At 53.1% G+C, this 17374-nt stretch carries 18 protein-coding genes; all 18 read left to right on the forward strand.

Annotated features, from left to right (window positions below):
- Positions 1–8: 8 nt before the first annotated feature.
- Positions 9–1691: an acyl-CoA mutase large subunit family protein gene (locus L2W58_RS01505; RefSeq protein WP_236101220.1), complete on the forward strand. Its 1683-nt coding sequence runs from the start codon at positions 9–11 to the stop codon at positions 1689–1691.
- Between the two features lie 29 nt (positions 1692–1720).
- Positions 1721–2134, forward strand: coding sequence for a cobalamin B12-binding domain-containing protein (locus L2W58_RS01510; protein ID WP_236098847.1), 414 nt, complete (start codon positions 1721–1723; stop codon positions 2132–2134).
- A gap of 4 nt (positions 2135–2138) precedes the next feature.
- Positions 2139–3092 carry a methylmalonyl Co-A mutase-associated GTPase MeaB gene (gene meaB / locus L2W58_RS01515; RefSeq protein ID WP_236101222.1) on the forward strand — a complete coding sequence of 318 codons (954 nt, stop codon included), beginning with the start codon at positions 2139–2141 and terminating at the stop codon, positions 3090–3092.
- Positions 3093–3104: 12 nt separating this feature from the next.
- Positions 3105–4664 carry an acyl-CoA carboxylase subunit beta gene (locus tag L2W58_RS01520; RefSeq protein ID WP_236101223.1) on the forward strand — a complete coding sequence of 520 codons (1560 nt, stop codon included), beginning with the start codon at positions 3105–3107 and terminating at the stop codon, positions 4662–4664.
- Between the two features lie 16 nt (positions 4665–4680).
- A complete protein-coding gene (locus L2W58_RS01525) occupies positions 4681–5088 on the forward strand; it encodes an OadG family protein (RefSeq protein WP_236101224.1) in 408 nt (135 codons plus the stop codon).
- Between the two features lie 30 nt (positions 5089–5118).
- A complete protein-coding gene (locus L2W58_RS01530; RefSeq protein WP_236101345.1) occupies positions 5119–5523 on the forward strand; it encodes a biotin/lipoyl-containing protein in 405 nt (134 codons plus the stop codon).
- A gap of 16 nt (positions 5524–5539) precedes the next feature.
- Entirely contained in the window at positions 5540–6661 is a 1122-nt protein-coding gene (locus L2W58_RS01535) for a sodium ion-translocating decarboxylase subunit beta (protein WP_236101225.1), read from the forward strand.
- Between the two features lie 26 nt (positions 6662–6687).
- Positions 6688–7782 carry a uracil phosphoribosyltransferase gene (gene upp / locus L2W58_RS01540; RefSeq protein ID WP_236101226.1) on the forward strand — a complete coding sequence of 365 codons (1095 nt, stop codon included), beginning with the start codon at positions 6688–6690 and terminating at the stop codon, positions 7780–7782.
- Positions 7783–7820: 38 nt separating this feature from the next.
- Entirely contained in the window at positions 7821–8672 is an 852-nt protein-coding gene (locus L2W58_RS01545) for a glycosyltransferase family 4 protein (protein ID WP_236101227.1), read from the forward strand.
- 85 nt (positions 8673–8757) lie between these two features.
- Positions 8758–10032: a UDP-N-acetylglucosamine 1-carboxyvinyltransferase gene (murA, locus tag L2W58_RS01550; RefSeq protein ID WP_236101228.1), complete on the forward strand. Its 1275-nt coding sequence runs from the start codon at positions 8758–8760 to the stop codon at positions 10030–10032.
- 11 nt (positions 10033–10043) lie between these two features.
- Positions 10044–10877: a hypothetical protein gene (locus L2W58_RS01555; RefSeq protein WP_236101229.1), complete on the forward strand. Its 834-nt coding sequence runs from the start codon at positions 10044–10046 to the stop codon at positions 10875–10877.
- Positions 10870–11490: a uracil-DNA glycosylase gene (locus tag L2W58_RS01560; protein ID WP_236101231.1), complete on the forward strand. Its 621-nt coding sequence runs from the start codon at positions 10870–10872 to the stop codon at positions 11488–11490. Before L2W58_RS01555 ends, L2W58_RS01560 begins: the two co-directional genes overlap by 8 nt.
- Positions 11483–12181 carry a polyprenyl diphosphate synthase gene (uppS, locus tag L2W58_RS01565; protein WP_236101232.1) on the forward strand — a complete coding sequence of 233 codons (699 nt, stop codon included), beginning with the start codon at positions 11483–11485 and terminating at the stop codon, positions 12179–12181. The genes L2W58_RS01560 and uppS overlap by 8 nt, the downstream gene beginning before the upstream one ends.
- Complete coding sequence (locus L2W58_RS01570; protein ID WP_236101233.1) at positions 12165–12992, forward strand: phosphatidate cytidylyltransferase; 828 nt, start codon at positions 12165–12167, stop codon at positions 12990–12992. The genes uppS and L2W58_RS01570 overlap by 17 nt, the downstream gene beginning before the upstream one ends.
- Positions 12989–14149 carry a 1-deoxy-D-xylulose-5-phosphate reductoisomerase gene (dxr, locus tag L2W58_RS01575; protein ID WP_236101234.1) on the forward strand — a complete coding sequence of 387 codons (1161 nt, stop codon included), beginning with the start codon at positions 12989–12991 and terminating at the stop codon, positions 14147–14149. The genes L2W58_RS01570 and dxr overlap by 4 nt, the downstream gene beginning before the upstream one ends.
- Positions 14150–14153: 4 nt before the next feature.
- Entirely contained in the window at positions 14154–15191 is a 1038-nt protein-coding gene (rseP, locus tag L2W58_RS01580; RefSeq protein WP_236101236.1) for an RIP metalloprotease RseP, read from the forward strand.
- A 14-nt stretch (positions 15192–15205) separates the two neighbouring features.
- Positions 15206–16258: a flavodoxin-dependent (E)-4-hydroxy-3-methylbut-2-enyl-diphosphate synthase gene (gene ispG / locus L2W58_RS01585; protein WP_236101238.1), complete on the forward strand. Its 1053-nt coding sequence runs from the start codon at positions 15206–15208 to the stop codon at positions 16256–16258.
- Between the two features lie 51 nt (positions 16259–16309).
- Positions 16310–17254 carry an ornithine carbamoyltransferase gene (argF, locus tag L2W58_RS01590; protein ID WP_236101240.1) on the forward strand — a complete coding sequence of 315 codons (945 nt, stop codon included), beginning with the start codon at positions 16310–16312 and terminating at the stop codon, positions 17252–17254.
- The last annotated feature ends 120 nt before the right edge of the window (positions 17255–17374 follow it).

Consider the following 17374-nt stretch of genomic DNA (forward strand, 5'->3'; position numbering starts at 1 on the left):
GAAAGAGCGTGTTTGACAAAAAGATTTTGGAAGAAGTCCGTAGGTTGAAGGAAAGCTACGACGCTTCGGTGGAGAAGACCATCGTCAAGCGTCCGGAGCGAAGGAAGAGTTTTACCACCGGTGGTGGTATACCGTTGAAGCGTCTGTATACACCTCTTGACATCGAGGGGGTCGATTACGAGAGGGATCTGGGCGTTCCGGGATCATATCCCTATACCAGAGGAGTCCAGTCTACCCAGTACAGAGGCCGTTTCTGGACAATGAGGCAATACGCTGGGTTCGCCACCGCCGAGGATTCCAACCGTCGTTACCGTATGCTCATGGATCAGGGAACGATGGGGCTTTCCGTCGCCTTTGACCTTCCTACCCAGATAGGTTACGATTCGGATCATCCCATGGCAGCCGGCGAGGTCGGCAAGGTTGGAGTCGCCATAGACAGTCTTGCGGATATGGAGATCCTGTTCAACCAGATCCCGTTGGACAAGGTCTCCACCTCCATGACGATCAACGCTCCTTCTTCCGTCCTCTTGGCGATGTATATAGGGGTTGCCGAAAAACAGGGTATCTCGATGGATCAGCTTTCCGGCACGATCCAGAACGACATCCTCAAGGAGTATATTGCCAGGGGAACCTATATATTTCCGCCTAAACCTTCTATGAGGTTGATAACGAATATCTTCGATTTCTGCAGCAGGAACGTACCGAAGTGGAACACCATATCCATCTCGGGCTATCATATCCGCGAAGCTGGAAGCACCGCCATTCAGGAGGTAGCCTTCACCCTTGCCGATGGCATCGCTTACGTGGAAGCCGCTATAAAAGCGGGGTTGGACCCCAACGTTTTCGGTAAGCGTCTCTCCTTCTTTTTCAACGCTCACAACGATTTTATCGAGGAGATCTCCAAGTTCCGGGCCGCCAGGAGACTTTGGGCCAAGATCCTCAAAGATCGTTTCGATGTCACCGATCCCAAGGCTCTCTCCCTTCGTTTCCATACCCAGACCGGTGGTTGTACCCTCACGGCTCAGCAGCCGGAAAACAACATCGCCAGGGTCACCATACAGGCCCTTGCCGCGGTATTGGGGGGGACGCAGTCTCTACACACCAACAGCATGGACGAGGCTCTTGCCCTTCCCACGGAGAAGAGCGTCCGAATTGCCCTCAAGACCCAGCAGATCATAGCTCATGAATCCGGAGTCTGTAACACGGTAGATCCCGTGGCAGGATCCTATGCTGTAGAGAGCCTCACCAACGAGATCGAGGATCAGGCTATGGCCTATATCTCCAAAATAGACGAGATGGGCGGAATGATGAGTGCAATAGAGAAGGGGTACGTCCAGAAGCAGATTCAGGACGCCGCCTACGATTATCAGCTGTCCATCGAGGAGAACGACAGAATCGTCGTAGGGGTGAACAAGTTTACCGTCGAGGAGGAAAAAGGGAGTCTTCAGCTCTTAAAGGTCGACGAGTCGGTCGGTACCAATCAGGCCAAGAAGCTCAAGGAGCTTCGCGAGTCCAGAGATAACATAGCGGTGAATAACGCTCTCGACAAGATAAGAGAGACGGCCAAGGACGAGGGGGCAAACTTGATGCCCGCCATCCTGGACGCTGTTCGCTGCTACACCACCGAGGGCGAGATCTGCGGAATCCTTCGGGATGAGTTCGGAGAGTACAAGGAAAATATCGTCCTGTAGGACGTATCCATTTGGGGGGAGACTGTTCAATGAGTGATCGTAAAATTCGAGTTGTCGTAGCGAAACCCGGTCTCGACGGTCATGACCGCGGAGCCAAGGTAATAGCCAGAGCTCTCAGGGATGCCGGCATGGAGGTAATCTACACCGGTCTTCGTCAGACCGTCGATCAGATCGTGGACACCGCGATCCAGGAGGACGTTGACGCAATCGGAATAAGCATACTCTCCGGAGCTCATCACCATTATTTCAAGGCTATCATAGAGGGTCTTGCCGAAAAAGACGCAAAGGATATCATAGTCTTCGGAGGTGGTGTCATACCGGAAGCCGATATCCCTTCTTTGATGGAGATGGGAGCTGGCGCCATTTTCGGTCCCGGAACGCCTACGTCGACCTGTGCCACATGGTTGAAAGAGGCGGTCGCCAAGAAACGGGAAGCCGAGTAGATCGATGATAGAGAAAGCCCTGTCCGGAGACGTCAGGGCCATGGCCCGTCTCATCTCTGAGGTGGAGAACGAGACGGCTAGGTCCGAAAAGATCATGAGAGAGATATATCCTCATACCGGGAAAGCCCATATAATCGGTGTGACCGGAAGCCCGGGATCGGGTAAGAGCTCGCTGGTCAACAGGATGATCGCATCGTTCCGCGGGCAGGGAAAGACGGTTGGCATAATAGCGGTGGACCCCTCCAGTCCGTTCAGCGGAGGGGCCATCCTTGCGGACCGTATAAGGATGCAGGAGCATAGCGGAGATCCCGATGTGTACATTAGGAGTATGGGTAGCCGTGGTTCCCTAGGTGGACTAAGCAAATCCACCTACGAAGGTGCCCTCATTCTAGACGCCTGCGGCAAGGATATCGTCATCGTGGAGACCGTGGGAGTCGGTCAGTCCGAGATAGATGTGGTTAAGATTGCCGATACCGTATGTCTGGTGTTGGTCCCCGGAATGGGCGACGATATGCAGATAATGAAGGCCGGAATAATGGAGATAGCCGACCTTTTCGTGATAAACAAATCCGATCGAGACGGTGCCGACAAGGTCGCCGCCGAGGTCCAGCTGATGCTGAAGATGTTCCACGATGGCACAGGATGGTATCAACCGGTTACCCTTACGTCCGCTGAAACCGGTAGCGGACTGGAGGAGCTCTCCGATACGATAGAGCGTCACCGTCGTTATCTCGAGACATCGGAGGAGGGAGAGCTTCGTTTAAAAAGACGACTTCAATGGGAGGTGGAGGAAATTGTCCGTCGCCGTATCGCCAAGGCAACAGAGTCCGCCTGGGATCGGCGTCAGGAGGAGTCCGTGCTGGAAAGTCTCTATCAAAAGGAAACCGATCCCTATCGGGTGGCTCAGGATGTGCTCGTGAGCGCTTTGGACGAGGTTCGATCCGGTCAATACGTTTAGGAGGGAATGGGAATGGCTATAAAGTCGATTGATGAGCTCTGTAACGGCCTTTTGGAAAAAAGAGAAAAGGTCAGTCTTGGAGGCGGCGAGAAGGCCGTAGCTAAGCAGAAAGAGAAAGGCAAGCTGACCGCGAGGGAGAGAATAGACCTTCTGCTCGACGATGGGTCTTTCGTCGAGATAGACGAATACGTGGAGCATCGTTGCCATAACTTCGGAATGGAGACCAAGAAATTCCCCGGAGACGGTGTCGTAACGGGATGGGGAACGGTTGAAGGACGGAAGGTTTACGTCTTCAGCCAGGATTTCACCGTCCTCGGAGGTTCTCTCGGGGAGATGCACGCAAAGAAGATCTGCAAGGTCATGGATCTGGCACTTCAGAACGGTGCCCCCGTAGTCGGGATCAACGATAGCGGCGGAGCGAGGATACAGGAGGCGGTGGATTCTCTCAACGGCTACGGAGAGATCTTCTACAAGAACACCCTCGCCAGCGGAGTCGTCCCCCAGATCTCCGTTATAGTCGGTCCTACTGCCGGTGGAGCCGTCTACAGCCCCGCTTTGACCGACTATATCTTCATGGTGGATAAAACCGGAATTATGCATATCACAGGTCCCGCGGTGATCAAGGCCGTTACCGGCGAGGAGGTCACCAGCGAAGAGCTCGGCGGAGCCAAGACCCATAACAGCAAGTCCGGCAACGCCCATTTCTTCGCCAACGACGAGGCCGAGTGTTTCAAGCAGGTCAGGGACGTTTTGGGCTTTTTGCCGAGCAATAACATGTGCGATGCTCCCATCAAGGAGACCTCGGACAGCCCCAACAGGATGGATATGGACCTAAGGAACGTGGTTCCCACCAATCCCAATAAAGCCTACGACGTCAGAGATGTCATCTCCAGGATCGTGGACGACGGACGTTTCGTCGAGGTGCAGCCGATGTGGGCCACTAACATGGTCATAGGTTACGGTTCTTTCGGCGGACAGCCTGTCGGTATAGTGGCGAATCAGGCCAACAAGATGGCTGGCTGTCTGGATATAGACAACTCCGACAAGGCAAGCCGCTTTATCCGCCATTGCGACGCTTTCAACCTTCCGATCGTGACCCTCATCGACGTTCCCGGCTATCTTCCTGGGAAGAGCCAGGAGTGGGGCGGTATAATACGCCATGGAGCCAAGCTTCTCTATGCCTACAGCGAGGCGACCGTGCCTCTCGTGTCGGTGGTACTTCGTAAGGCCTATGGAGGAGCCTACCTGGGCATGTGTGCCAAGTCCCTGGGTGCCGACACCGTCTTGGCCTGGCCTCAGGCTCAGATAGCCGTCATGGGAGCCGAGGGAGCCGCTAACATCATCTTCAGAAAAGAGATCTCCGGTGCCGAGGACCAGCAGGCCATGAGGCAGAAGAAGATCGACGAGTACGAGGAGGCCTTTGCCAACCCCTATCAGGCTGCTAGCAGGGGATTGGTCGATAAGGTCATACTTCCGGAGGAAACGCGACAGGAGGTCATCCTGGCCCTTCGCTCCAACGGAACGAAGCGACAGGCCCTTCCCCGAAAGAAACACGGCGTGATGCCTCACTAATCGAAGGTGACACAGCATGAATCAGTTATTTGAAGGGGTACATGGTGCCATCAGCCTGTCTCTGATAGCTTTCAGCATAGTTTTCTTCGTCCTCTTAGGGCTTACCTTCGTTATCTATGCGATAAGGTTTTTCGCTGGACAGAAAGGATCTACACCGACGTCCAAGGTCTCTACGGGAAGTGCACCGAGTAAAGCGGCTCAGCCCAGTGCCGCTTCGGTCGTACAGTCCAGCGATTCCTCTGAGGAGATAGTCGCGGCTATCACAGGAGCTTTGATAACCAAGCTGGGACGGGGGGTCCGGATCGTCAACGTAAGGCCCGCCGGTAAGGAAAACGCCGGGGCCAACGGGTGGTCCAGTTGGGGACGTTTTGACGGTATGCAGGGATTGGATCGTTCCGCCTGGAATGTCGGCGGAAGAAGATAACATATAAAACACGAGAGGATGACTATTACTATGGCGGATAAGTACAGAGTGACGGTGAATGGAACTGCTTACGAGGTAGAGGTAGAAAGTCTTGGCGGCGGTGCTCAGAGCGCAGCTGCCCCTGCGACACCCTCTCCTGCCCCTAAGGCGGCTCCTGCCGCCGCTCCGGCTCCAAAGGCGGCTGCTCCTGCACCCGCTCCCGCGCCTGCCGCTCCGGCTGGAGGAGAGACGGTGACGGCACCTATGCCTGGCAAGGTCCTCAGGATAGTGGCCGGACAGGGATCCTCAGTCGCTGCCGGAGATGTGATCATGATTCTAGAGGCCATGAAGATGGAGAACGAGATCGTTGCTCCCGTAGGAGGAACGGTAACCCAGCTGGCGGCCAAAGAAGGCGCATCTGTCAATAGCGGCGACGTCCTGGCCGTGATCGGCTAGAGCGGAGGAGCGGGCCATGGAGCTGTATCTCCAGTCTCTGGCTAAGGTCTTAGGCGAGTCCGGATTCGCCGCTTTGACCTGGGGCAATATAGCGATGCTCCTGGTGGCCTTCGTCTTCCTTTACCTGGCCATCGTAAAGGGCTTCGAGCCTCTGCTTTTGGTGCCTATCGCTTTCGGATGCGTCTTGGTGAACCTTCCCCTATCGGGAATAATGGACCAAGGCGGGTTTCTCCGATACATATTTTTCGGTACCCAGCATGAGATATATCCCGTTATAATCTTCATGGGTATAGGGGCCTTGACGGACTTCGCCCCTCTGCTGGCCAATCCGATAACATTTTTGCTCGGCGCTGCCGCTCAGCTAGGTGTTTTCATCGCCCTTTTCGGAGCGATGATGCTGGGCTTCTCCGTAAAAGAGGCAGCCTCCATCGCCATCATCGGAGGTGCCGACGGTCCCACCAGCATCTATCTCACCATGAAGCTGGCACCTCAGATTTTGGGAGCTGTAGCTGTGGCGGCCTACAGCTATATGTCTCTGGTGCCTCTAATTCAGCCTCCGGTGATAAAGATGTTCACCACCAAGGCCGATAGGGCTATCAGAATGGATAACCTCAGACCGGTCAGCAAACTGGAAAAGGTCCTGTTTCCGATAGTCTGTACTGTGGCGGCGGGATTGTTGCTTCCTATGTCCGTTCCCCTGATCGGTATTCTGATGTTCGGTAATCTTCTCAGGGAATGTGGAGCCACCGAGAGATTGAGCCAGGCCGCCCAAAACGAGATCCTCAACGCCACCACGATCTTTCTCGGCCTTTCCGTCGGTGCGACCATGAGCGCCGCCGACTTCCTCACGGTCGACACCATCAAGATCATACTCCTTGGCCTGGTTGCATTCGTCGCCAGCACCATGGGAGGAACCCTCTTCGGTCAGCTCATGAAGGTTATGAGCGGCGGGAAGATAAATCCGATGATCGGTGCCGCAGGGGTCTCCGCCGTTCCCATGGCGGCCAGGGTCGTTCAGAACGTTTCCCAGAAGGAGAACCCTGGAAATTTCCTGTTGATGCACGCAATGGGACCCAACGTTGCAGGCGTTATAGGGACCGCCGTCGCCGCATCGGTTATGTTGACTCTTTTGAGTTGATGAAAAATAACTAGGGGGTGTGTGACATGCGTATAGTGATAGGTTCGGATCACGCAGGATATGAATTGAAGATGAAGCTCATCCCCGTCTTGAAAGCTATCGGTGCCGAAGTCTCTGACTTCGGCACCGATAGCGGAGAGGTATCCTGCGATTACCCAGATATAGCCCTGCAGGTCGCTAAAATAGTGGCCACCGGCGAAGCGGAAAAAGGTATTTTGGTCTGCGGAAGCGGCATAGGAATGTCCATCGCGGCTAACAAGGTTCCCGGTGCTTATTGTGCGTTGTGCAGGGATGTCTCGGATGCGGAGATGAGCCGCAGGCATAACAACTCCAACATGCTGGCCATAGGTGGACGTACGACCGATTTCTCCGTAGCGGAGGAGATTGTGAAAACCTGGTTAGGCACCGATTTCGACGGAGATAGACACGTCCGTCGCACTCAGAAGATCAAGGCTTACGAACATAGCCTGTCAAAGTCTTTCGGACAAAAAAGAGGAGAGATCGTCATCTTCGACCATCCTCTCGTTCAGCATAAGGTCAGCATAATAAGGGATGTCAAGACGTCGGTAAAGGAGTTCAGAGAGCTGGTAAAAGAGATCTCCAGCCTTATGGTCTACGAGATAACCAGAGATCTTCCTCTCGAGATGATCGACGTCGAGACACCTCTCACTACCACAAAAGCCTACGCCTTGGCGGGGAAGAAACTGGCGATAGTCCCCATTCTGAGGGCAGGTATCGGCATGGTCGACGGAATAATAGACCTGATCCCGAACGCAAAGGTCGGTTTCATAGGCCTATACAGGGATCCCGAGACTCTCGAGCCGGTGGAGTATTACTGTAAACTGCCTGGAGACATAGAGGATCGGGAGATCTTCCTCCTGGATCCGATGTTGGCCACCGGAGGGTCCTCTGCCGCCGCCATCGATATGATCAAGAAAAAAGGAGCGAAGAGGGTGTCACTGGTGTGTCTGATCGCAGCACCGGAAGGTGTCGAGAGGGTCCATCAGGCTCATCCTGACGTCAACGTATACTGTGCTTCCCTGGACAGTCACCTCAACGATCACGGCTACATCGTGCCAGGCCTGGGCGACGCCGGGGATCGACTTTTCGGAACGAAGTGACAGATAATATCGTGATAACCGGAAAAACTATCTTGGAGATGACCCTCATGTTTATATGGGGCGTCTCTCTTACTCCACTGTCTATCAAACTTGCGGGGCGTTTCGGACTTATGGATCTTCCGGACCCCCGCAAGATCCATAATGAGCCTATACCCAGAGGAGCCGGCCTGATCCTATGGGTGGGATACCTCTTCTGGTGTCTTATGTTCGCTCCTGCCGGCTGGTATTTCCCCGCCTTGGCCACCGGCGGTTCGATGGTTTTTCTCGTCGGCTATATGGACGACATGTCCTCCTTGAACCCCATGGTTCGTCTATCCGTGCATCTATTGGCTGCGGGGTTGATGGTCCTGCCGTTTCAACAGGGCTCTCCCTTTTTTATCTTGATTTCCATTTTATGGATAGCCGGATGTACCAACGCATACAACCTCATAGATGGAATGAACGGCTTATCTCTGTCAATGGCTATAGTGGCGATGCTTTCGCTTGCTTGGGAGGGTGCGGCTCCCTTAGCTCTTCCCGTCGTAGGCCTTGCTTCCGGTGTGCTGATCTGGAATTTTCCCAGAGCGAGGACTTTTCTGGGGGATGGCGGGGTTTATTTGTTAGGGTTCGTAGTCGCCAATCTCATTCTCCGATGGGGAGCGGATAGACTGTCCGAAGTGGGATCGTCTTTCGTTCCAATCATGGTCCTCCTCGGAGGCATTCCAGTTTTGGATACCCTCGTAACTATTTTGCGAAGGCTGATATCCCGGAAATCTCCCTTTTCTCCCGATAGAGGACACATTCACCATCGCCTTTTGGATATGGGGTTACCGGTCTCTGTAATACTCGTGATTTTGTCCTCTCTTCAGATGATTCTCTTTCGTCTTGGCATCCTCCTACTTTCCCTGTGATCTCTTCGAGAGATGATATAATCTTTGAAGACCTCGATCGGACGATTTTACCGATATATCGATTAGATAAGCTAGGAGTGGTACCGTGGAAGATATGCTGAAGATAGTTGGAGGAACTCCTCTGAAGGGAACTATTAAAACTCAGGGGGCTAAAAACGCCGCATTGCCCGCTATGGCGGCGTCTTTGCTGCTTAAAGACGCGACATTGACCCTGGAAAACGTACCAAAATTAAAGGATATAACCACGATGGTCGACCTGCTTAAAGTCTTGGGAGCCGACATATCTTTTCACGATCATACGGTATCCATATCGATTCCTGACTCGATATCCTGGGAGACCCCGGCTCCTCTGGTCCAGAAGATGCGGGCCTCATCTCTCGTCTTGGGACCGTTGTTGGCGAGAGAGGGAAGGGCAGTTATGCCTCTTCCGGGAGGATGTTCAATAGGAAGTCGCCCTATAGACCTTCATCTCAAGGGTCTGGCTAAAATGGGAGCTTCTATAGAGCTTCAGCACGGTGCCGTACATGCTTCCACGAGGGGACTAAAAGGATGTCGGATCTACCTGGATTTTCCCTCCGTAGGAGCTACCGAAAATCTTCTCATGGCGGCTACCTTGGCTAAGGGAGAGACTGTTCTGGAAAACGTCGCTAGGGAGCCCGAGATAGTCAATCTCGCCGATTCCCTCAGAACTATGGGGGCAAAGATAGAGGGAGAGGGCACCGGAGTTCTCAGGATCCAGGGCACCCCGGACCTTCAGGGCGGCAACGTCAGGATAATCCCTGACAGGATAGCCGCCTGTACCTACATTCTGGCCGGGGTCATCTCCGATGGAGAGGTTACCGTGTCGGACGTTATACCTCAACATTTCGACTCCCTTCTTGCGAAGCTGGAGGAGGCTTCGGTAGACGTAGCCTTCGATGGCAACAGCGTATCGGTTGCCCCCTCCAGAAAAAAGCTCAAGGCCATATCCTTGAAAACCCTTCCATATCCGGGATTCCCAACCGATGTTCAACCTCAGCTGATGGCGGTCATGTCCTTAGCCCAGGGCACGAGTGTAATTAAGGAAAGCATCTTCGAATCGCGATTCCTGCATGCCAGCGAGCTCAAAAAGATGGGAGCCGATGTGGAGCTTCAGGGAAATACAGCCATAATAAAGGGGGTTCCCCACCTTAACTGCGCGGAGGTGATGGCAACCGATCTGCGAGCCGGAGCTGCCTTGATATTGGCTGGATTGGCCACAGAGGGTGAAACGGTGGTTCACGGCATGGGGCATGTCGAGAGAGGCTACGAAAGTATAGAGGTCAATCTATCGTCGGTAGGTGCCAACATAGCGAGCGGTATAGGTGGCGAGGACGGTTAAGGAAGCTGGTCATGGCGGGAATGCTTGAGGACATAAGAGTAATATCTTTCGTTGGTCCGGCAGGGACGGGGAAAAGTCTCAGAGCGCAATTCGTCGCAAGAGAGAAGGACGTAGACTTCATCATCGACGATGGATTGGTCATCCATCGTGGACGAATAGTGGCTGGCAAAAGCGCCAAGACGGAAAAGAACATGGTTCGTGCGATTCGTAGAGCGATGTTTTTGTTCCCTGACCATAAGGCCGAAGTTATCAATTTCCTCAAGTTGAATTCCCCCTGCTCCTTGATGGTCATAGCGACATCTAAGGGTATGGCGGAGAAGATATGCTACTCCTTGGGACTGAAACCTCCGGAACTTTTCATAGATATAGCCGATATAGCTTCGCCGGAGGAGATCGCCAAGGCCCAATACGAGCGTAAACATAAGAAACAACACGTTATTCCGGTATCGCAAGCCCAGATAAGAAAGAACTACACCGGCAAGTTAGTGGGAAGACTGAAGAATCTGCTCAGACTAAAGGACAATTACGAAAAGACCATCGTAAGGCCTCCCTTTAGTTTTTACGGAGATATAAAAATAGAGAGCGATGCGGTCGTTCAGATAACCCGTCACGTTGTATCCTCCTACAGCAAGGTCCACAGCGTAGATGACGTACAGGTAAGGGATCTGGACGGATCGTCGGTCGACATCGTGATGAATCTATCGGTCATACTGGGCTCCCAACCACTCCTCTCTATCGCCGGATTTCTCTCGAAAAGGGTGAAACTGACCGTCGAATTTCTATGTGGTCTAGAGGTCCGGAGGGTCGACGTTAATATCGACAAGGTGGTGTCGAAAGGTGTCTGATTTACGGAAGCTCCTCCCTCTGCAGGAACGGCTTTTGGCTCGACTCAGCCATGAGGTTTTCTCCTGTCGAAGGTGCGATCTATGTAAGGAAAGGATTCAGCCAGTTCTGGGAGAAGGGCCGCCGGATGCGGCCCTGATGTTTGTAGGGGAGGGTCCCGGAGAGGATGAGGACCGTTCGGGGATTCCCTTCGTCGGCAGGGCCGGTAGACTCCTGGATAAAATACTGGAAGCGGCGAAAATAGAGAGAAGGGGGGTCTACATAACCAACGTGGTCAAATGTAGGCCGCCTAAGAACAGGACTCCTATGGTGGAGGAGACCATGGTCTGCCAAAGATTCCTGGAGGCTCAGATAGCTGTGATAAATCCTCGAATAATAGTATGTCTTGGGAACACCCCCATGAAATGGTTTTTGGGAACCTCCGAGGGGATAACCAAGTTGAGAGGTCAGTGGTTTTCATGGAAGGGCATAGATGTAATGCCGATGTTCCATCCTAGCTATCTTTTGAGGAATGAATCTCGGAAGAAAAACAGCCCCAAGGCCCTGACGTGGAGAGATATCCTTGAAGTTCGCCGTCGCTTGGACGAACTGAAGGCTGGAGGATGCCATGACTGAAATCGACAACAAGGTCGCTCATCTAGCGATCATAATGGATGGAAACGGACGGTGGGCGAAGAAAAGGGGACTTCCCCGTCTTTTAGGTCATAAAGCGGGAGTGAATGCCCTCGAGAGAATCGTATATGCCGCTAAAGACAGGGGCATCCGATATCTGTCGGTTTACGCTTTCTCCAACGAGAACTGGAACCGTCCTCCCGTCGAGATAAAGGGATTGATGAAGCTTTTCAGCTATTACGCCCGTAAGAAACTCCGAGATCTGGTCAAAGCGGATATAAGGGTCAGGTTTGCCGGTAGAAGAGAAGGTCTGCCTGAGTCGGTCGTCCAGGCGATGGACGCGGCCGAGGCCGAGACTTCCGATTGTGAAAAGATGACCCTCATAGCCTGTTTCAACTACGGAGGAAGACAGGAGATCGTCGATAGCGTAAACCGTTTCGTGAAGGAACATCCAGGTGATCCGATATCGGAGAACGCTATATGTTCCAATCTTTATCTGCCGGAGGTCCCCGATCCGGACCTTATCGTTCGTACCAGCGGAGAGCTCCGGTTGAGTAATTTCTGGCTGTGGCAGAGCAGTTACAGCGAGTTTTTTTTCACATCCTCTCTCTGGCCGGATTTTACCCCCGAGGTTTTGGACGAAGCCTTGAATACTTTCAATAATAGGGAAAGACGTTATGGCGGGCTTAAATAAGAAGGGCAGAGAGCTTCTGACTCGAAGTCTATCCGGCGCTCTGATCGTTATAGCCATATTGGGCGGCGTCTCCTATGGCGGATGGCTGTGGGGAGTCATGGTAACCCTCGTGGGAATTATATCCTTGGATGAGTTTTACCAGTTAGCTGCCAAGAGGTTGAAGATATCCAAGGGGATCGGACTTATCTTCGGTGCTGTTATCCTTATGGCGGTAGGACTGGGACATGCGGAATCCCACGTGGTCCTAGTCTCGCTGGCTTTGGCTTTTATAGCCGTACTCTCCATAGAGATGCTGAGACGCCAATATTCAAGGGTAAGTACTGCAATAGAAAACGGGGCCGGGACTTTGGCAGGATTGGTCTTCGTCGTCCTGCCCTGGAGTTTTTCCGTGGTACTTAGAGGGGGGCCATACGGCAAGATCCTCTTGTTATCGGTCTTCCTGTGCACCTGGGCTTGCGACGTATCCGCCTATGTGGTGGGAACCCTCTGGGGAAGGCATAAACTTTGCGACAACATAAGTCCTAATAAAACTTGGGAGGGCTTTTGCAGTGGCGTCGCCGGCAGTTTCCTGATGGCTTCCGCCATCGCCTATGTCAGAAGCTTCCCTCCGTTCCCTCTCCTGATCGTGGGATTGATATGCGGGATAGCTGGCCAAATGGGCGATCTTTGCGAATCCATACTGAAGCGAGAGGCCTCCGTCAAGGACACCGGAAAGATACTTCCCGGACACGGAGGAATGTTGGACAGATTCGACAGCGTTCTCATCAGTTTGACCCTGGTCTACTTCGTCTTCGAGGTTGCTTGGAGATGACCGATATTACTCCGTTGAACCTGGCTATAATAGGGTGTACCGGAAGCGTTGGGTCTTCCGTGATGAACGTCTGTAGGAGTTATCCCGATAAGTTCAACGTCGTAGGACTTGCCGCAGGGGAAAGCATCTCCAAGTTAGAGGCGTTGGCTGGAGAGTTTCGCCCCGAGATGGCGGTTCTGTCGAAAATTCCGAGAGGTAGACTTCCCAAGTCATCCACCGGTACTAAGTTCTTAGGGGGACCGGAAGCCCTTATAGAGATGGTCCGTTCCGGTACGGTCGATCACGTGGTGGTAGCATCTTCAGGAACGGACGGTATTCCCGCGCTTCAGGAAGCTCTCAAGGAGGGCAAGACGATCTCTCTAGCCAATAAAGAGAGCATCCTGGTGGCAGGGAAATGGGTTATGGCGTCCGCCTCTCGAGACCAGATAAGGCCTCTCGACAGCGAACATAACGCCGTATGGCAATGTCTGGCAGGGGAGGACCTCTCCTCAGTCTCGGAGGTATCCTTGACGGCCTCGGGAGGACCCTTCCTCTATACGCCTCTGAGCGATATGGAGTTTATAACTCCCGCCGATGCCGTCGCTCATCCCGTTTGGAACATGGGAAGGAAGATAAGCGTCGACAGCGCTACCATGATAAACAAAGGGATAGAGATCATAGAGGCAATGAGACTTTTCTGGTTGCCTCACGACAGGGTAAGGGGGTATATCCACCCTGGATCGTCGGTACATGGAGCCGTCAGGTTTGTAGACGGGGCGGTGAAGATGCTCATGGCTCCTCCCGACATGAGATTGGCGGCGTTGAGCACTTTGGGATACCCAAAGAGGCTTCCTCTGGAGCCGCTCGGTATTGAGCCTTTGACCATGGATGGAAGGAATTTGTTTTTCTTCTCCCCCGATAGGGATAGATACCCCGGGTACCATCTATGTCTGGATATAGCTCGTATGGGAGGAAGCTATCCCACGGTGCTGGTGGGGGCCGACGAGGTGGCTGTCGAAGCCTTTCTTCAGGGAGCCATAGCCTTTACCCATATCTGGCAGATAATAGCCAAGGTCATAGACCTCTACGATGGGAGGGAAGGCTCCAACCTCGAGGACGAGCTGCAAATACTCGAATGGGCTAGGGATAAGGCCCGTTCGATCTGCTTTAGGAGGTGAAGCGATGATCGTAGATATCCTGGCATTTGTATTCATAATAGCCGTATGCGTCGTAATACACGAATATGGTCATTATAGAACCGCCATAGCCTGCGGCGTACAGGTCCACGAATTTTCTTTCGGAATGGGGCCAGCGATATACAGCTTCAAAGGGAAGAGGAACCTTTGGTCCGTAAGGGCTTTTCCCATAGGAGGGTTCGTACGTCTTGCCGGTATGGAGGAGGACAACGAGGACGAGATAGTGACCCCTGGAATGGGGTTCAACGAGAAGTCTCCGTCCTCCCGCCTTGCGATATTGTTTGCAGGTCCCCTGTCGAACGTGTTATTGGCGTTTTTTCTAACTGCCCTGTTGTTGTGGGGACACGGAATCCTCGATATGGAACGGGCTAAAATCGGAACTGTTATGGATGGATATCCGGCGCAGTCGGCTGGACTGATGCCAGGCGACCTAGTGCTATCCGTCGGAGGTGAAGCTGTAGAGAACTGGCCGTCCATGGCGGAGAGGATAAGAACCCACGATGTGGAAAAGCCTCTGGTCCTGAGGATAGAGAGAGGAGATGAGATCTTCTCCCTCTCGCTGTCAGTCCCTAAAGATCCCGCGACCGGTTATCCTCTGTTGGGTATACAACCCGGGAGGGTCAGGTTTTCTTCTCTGGAGAGCGTGAAGAAATCTATTTCCTACACATTTGCCATGACTTTGGCAATGGTGAGAGGACTGTTTTCCTGGATAGTCGGTCAGAACCAGGTAGACGTATCCGGCCCCGTCGGTATCGCGTCCATGGCGGGACAGGCCGCGAAACAAGGTGGCTGGGCTCTGCTCTCCTTTCTGGCTATAATCAGTTTGAACCTCGGGATCGTCAACCTGTTTCCCTTTCCTGCCTTGGATGGAGGTCGGATAGTGTTTATACTAGGGGAGATCCTGACCGGGAAGAAATTACCCGAAAAGGTAGAGGGGTATGTCCATTTTACTGGTTTCGTGATACTGATAGGGTTGATCGCCTTTATAACGTGGCAGGATATCCTCAGGTTGCTTGCCAGGTAGGAAGGTGGTTTTTTATGTCGCGACCTGTATCGGTAGGTTCTCTCGGAATCGGTGGGGATAACCCGGTAAGGGTGGAGAGTATGCTGAAGACCCCTCTCAGCGACAGGGAGGCATGTCTCGATATGCTTCGGAGGCTTTCCGTGGCCGGATGCGAGATGGCCAGGGTCGCTTTCCCGGCTATGGATCAGGAGAACGATCTCAAGAAATTGGTGGAACTCAGTCCTATCCCATTGATGGCCGATATACACTTCGACCCCGCTCTGGCGGAGAAAGCTCTCGAACAAGGCTGTCCTGCGATCAGGATCAATCCGGGAAACATGGGAGATCCGAGAAAACTCGAGAGAATCGTGGAAATGGCGAGGGAAAGAAAGGTCCCGATCCGGATAGGGGCCAACAGCGGGTCCGTCAGCCCTAGACAGGTAAAGGAAGCCGGAGGGGACAGGGGGCTAGCTCTAGCTCTAGCCGTGGAAGAACAATTTCTCATGTTGTTGCGCCACGATTTTCACGATGTAATCCTTTCGGCAAAATCGACCGATGTCGGAGAAACCCTGGAGGCAAACGGAGTCCTCCATGAAAGGTATGGAGAATACCCCTTTCACGTCGGTATGACCGAATCGGGGTCCGGTATCCCGGGAATAACGAAGAGCTCTGTCGGGCTGGGGCTTCTGTTATCCAAGGGAATAGGCGATACCATCAGGGTTAGCCTCAGCGACTCTCCCGTTCTGGAGGTTGAGACCGGCTACGAGATACTGCGATCTCTGGATTTGAGGCACAGGGGAGTGGAGATCATATCCTGTCCCACATGTGGAAGGAAGAAGCTCGACGTGGTGGCTGTGTTGTCCAAGATAAAACCCCTCCTTGTCGACCTTCCCGACGGTTTCAAGGTGGCGGTGATGGGGTGCGAGGTTAACGGACCTCAGGAAGCCCGACACGCCGATATAGGGGTGGCGGGGTCTCCTACGGGTATAGTCTTTTTTCAAAAAGGGGAGATCGTAGGAAGGTGTCCTCTACATAAACTTGAAAAAGAGATGAGTTTACTTATTGAGCCATATCGTCTAAAATCCTAGATGGGTTTTCGAGAATATCGTTGCCCATAAAATCGAAAGGAGTGCTTTGTAATGGCGATCAACCTCAGAGGACGTAGTTTCTTGACCCTTAAGGATTTCACCTCCCGTGAAATCGCATATCTTCTCGATCTTTCTATGGATCTCAAGAGGAAAAAAAGAGCGGGCATAAAGGGTGACCTTTTGGAGAATAAGAACGTTGCACTTATATTCGAGAAATCGTCCACCAGGACCAGATGTGCCTTTACCGTTGCCTGTATCGACGAGGGAGCACACCCCGAGTTCTTGGGAAAGAACGATATCCATCTCGGTAAAAAAGAGGACGTCCAGGACACGGCAAGGGTCCTCGGCCGCATGTTCGACGGAATCCAGTTCCGCGGTTTCAGCCAGGACCTCGTAGAGGCTCTCGCCAAGCACAGCGGTGTTCCCGTCTGGAACGGCCTTACCGATGCCTATCATCCTACCCAGATACTGGCTGACTTCCTGACCATCCAGGAGGCTTTCGGAAAACTTAAGGGGCTGAAGCTGGTCTACATCGGAGACGGAAGAAACAACATGGCCAACTCCCTCATGATCGGTGCTGCCAAGGTCGGAATGCACTGCACCATCGCAGCTCCCGAGAGCCTGTTCCCCGAGGCTTCTCTGGTAGAGGAGGTAAGAGCTATCGCCGCCGAGACTGGAGCTCAGATAGTCTTGGAAAGCGACCCCAAGAAGGCCGTAAAGAACGCAGACGCCATCTACACCGACGTCTGGGCCTCCATGGGCGAGGAGGACAAGGTGGCGGAGAGGATATCCCTCCTGACTCCCTATCAGGTTAACTCGGAGCTTATGGCTGCTACAGGCAATTCCGAGACAATCTTCCTTCATTGCCTTCCCGCCAACAAGGGACAGGAGGTCACGGAAGAAGTGTTCGAGTCGTCTCGCTCCCTGGTGTTCGACGAGGCGGAGAACCGGCTTCACACCATAAAGGCGGTTATGGTCGCGACCTTGGGTAAATAGACATAGGAACTACGACATTGAATCACAGAGGCGCGGAGTGAACTTCACTCTGCGCCTCTGTACTTTGGAAGGACCATTTTCTCCTACCCTGAGGTGACAATAATAGAGACCCCGTATCGG

The sequence above is a fragment of the Dethiosulfovibrio faecalis genome (genome assembly GCF_021568795.1).
In the GTDB taxonomy this organism is placed as follows: Bacteria; Synergistota; Synergistia; order Synergistales; family Dethiosulfovibrionaceae; genus Dethiosulfovibrio; species Dethiosulfovibrio faecalis.

What these genes read in the sequence shown, in the direction of transcription:
- L2W58_RS01510 (WP_236098847.1), top strand. Translation starts at nt 1,721, where the DNA reads ATGAGTGATCGTAAAATTCGAGTTGTCGTAGCGAAACCCGGTCTCGAC.
- meaB (WP_236101222.1), top strand. Translation starts at nt 2,139, where the DNA reads ATGATAGAGAAAGCCCTGTCCGGAGACGTCAGGGCCATGGCCCGTCTC.
- L2W58_RS01520 (WP_236101223.1), top strand. Translation starts at nt 3,105, where the DNA reads ATGGCTATAAAGTCGATTGATGAGCTCTGTAACGGCCTTTTGGAAAAA.
- L2W58_RS01525 (WP_236101224.1), top strand. Translation starts at nt 4,681, where the DNA reads ATGAATCAGTTATTTGAAGGGGTACATGGTGCCATCAGCCTGTCTCTG.
- L2W58_RS01530 (WP_236101345.1), top strand. Translation starts at nt 5,119, where the DNA reads ATGGCGGATAAGTACAGAGTGACGGTGAATGGAACTGCTTACGAGGTA.
- L2W58_RS01535 (WP_236101225.1), top strand. Translation starts at nt 5,540, where the DNA reads ATGGAGCTGTATCTCCAGTCTCTGGCTAAGGTCTTAGGCGAGTCCGGA.
- upp (WP_236101226.1), top strand. Translation starts at nt 6,688, where the DNA reads ATGCGTATAGTGATAGGTTCGGATCACGCAGGATATGAATTGAAGATG.
- L2W58_RS01545 (WP_236101227.1), top strand. Translation starts at nt 7,821, where the DNA reads ATGACCCTCATGTTTATATGGGGCGTCTCTCTTACTCCACTGTCTATC.
- L2W58_RS01555 (WP_236101229.1), top strand. Translation starts at nt 10,044, where the DNA reads ATGGCGGGAATGCTTGAGGACATAAGAGTAATATCTTTCGTTGGTCCG.
- uppS (WP_236101232.1), top strand. Translation starts at nt 11,483, where the DNA reads ATGACTGAAATCGACAACAAGGTCGCTCATCTAGCGATCATAATGGAT.
- L2W58_RS01570 (WP_236101233.1), top strand. Translation starts at nt 12,165, where the DNA reads ATGGCGGGCTTAAATAAGAAGGGCAGAGAGCTTCTGACTCGAAGTCTA.
- dxr (WP_236101234.1), top strand. Translation starts at nt 12,989, where the DNA reads ATGACCGATATTACTCCGTTGAACCTGGCTATAATAGGGTGTACCGGA.
- rseP (WP_236101236.1), top strand. Translation starts at nt 14,154, where the DNA reads ATGATCGTAGATATCCTGGCATTTGTATTCATAATAGCCGTATGCGTC.
- ispG (WP_236101238.1), top strand. Translation starts at nt 15,206, where the DNA reads ATGTCGCGACCTGTATCGGTAGGTTCTCTCGGAATCGGTGGGGATAAC.
- argF (WP_236101240.1), top strand. Translation starts at nt 16,310, where the DNA reads ATGGCGATCAACCTCAGAGGACGTAGTTTCTTGACCCTTAAGGATTTC.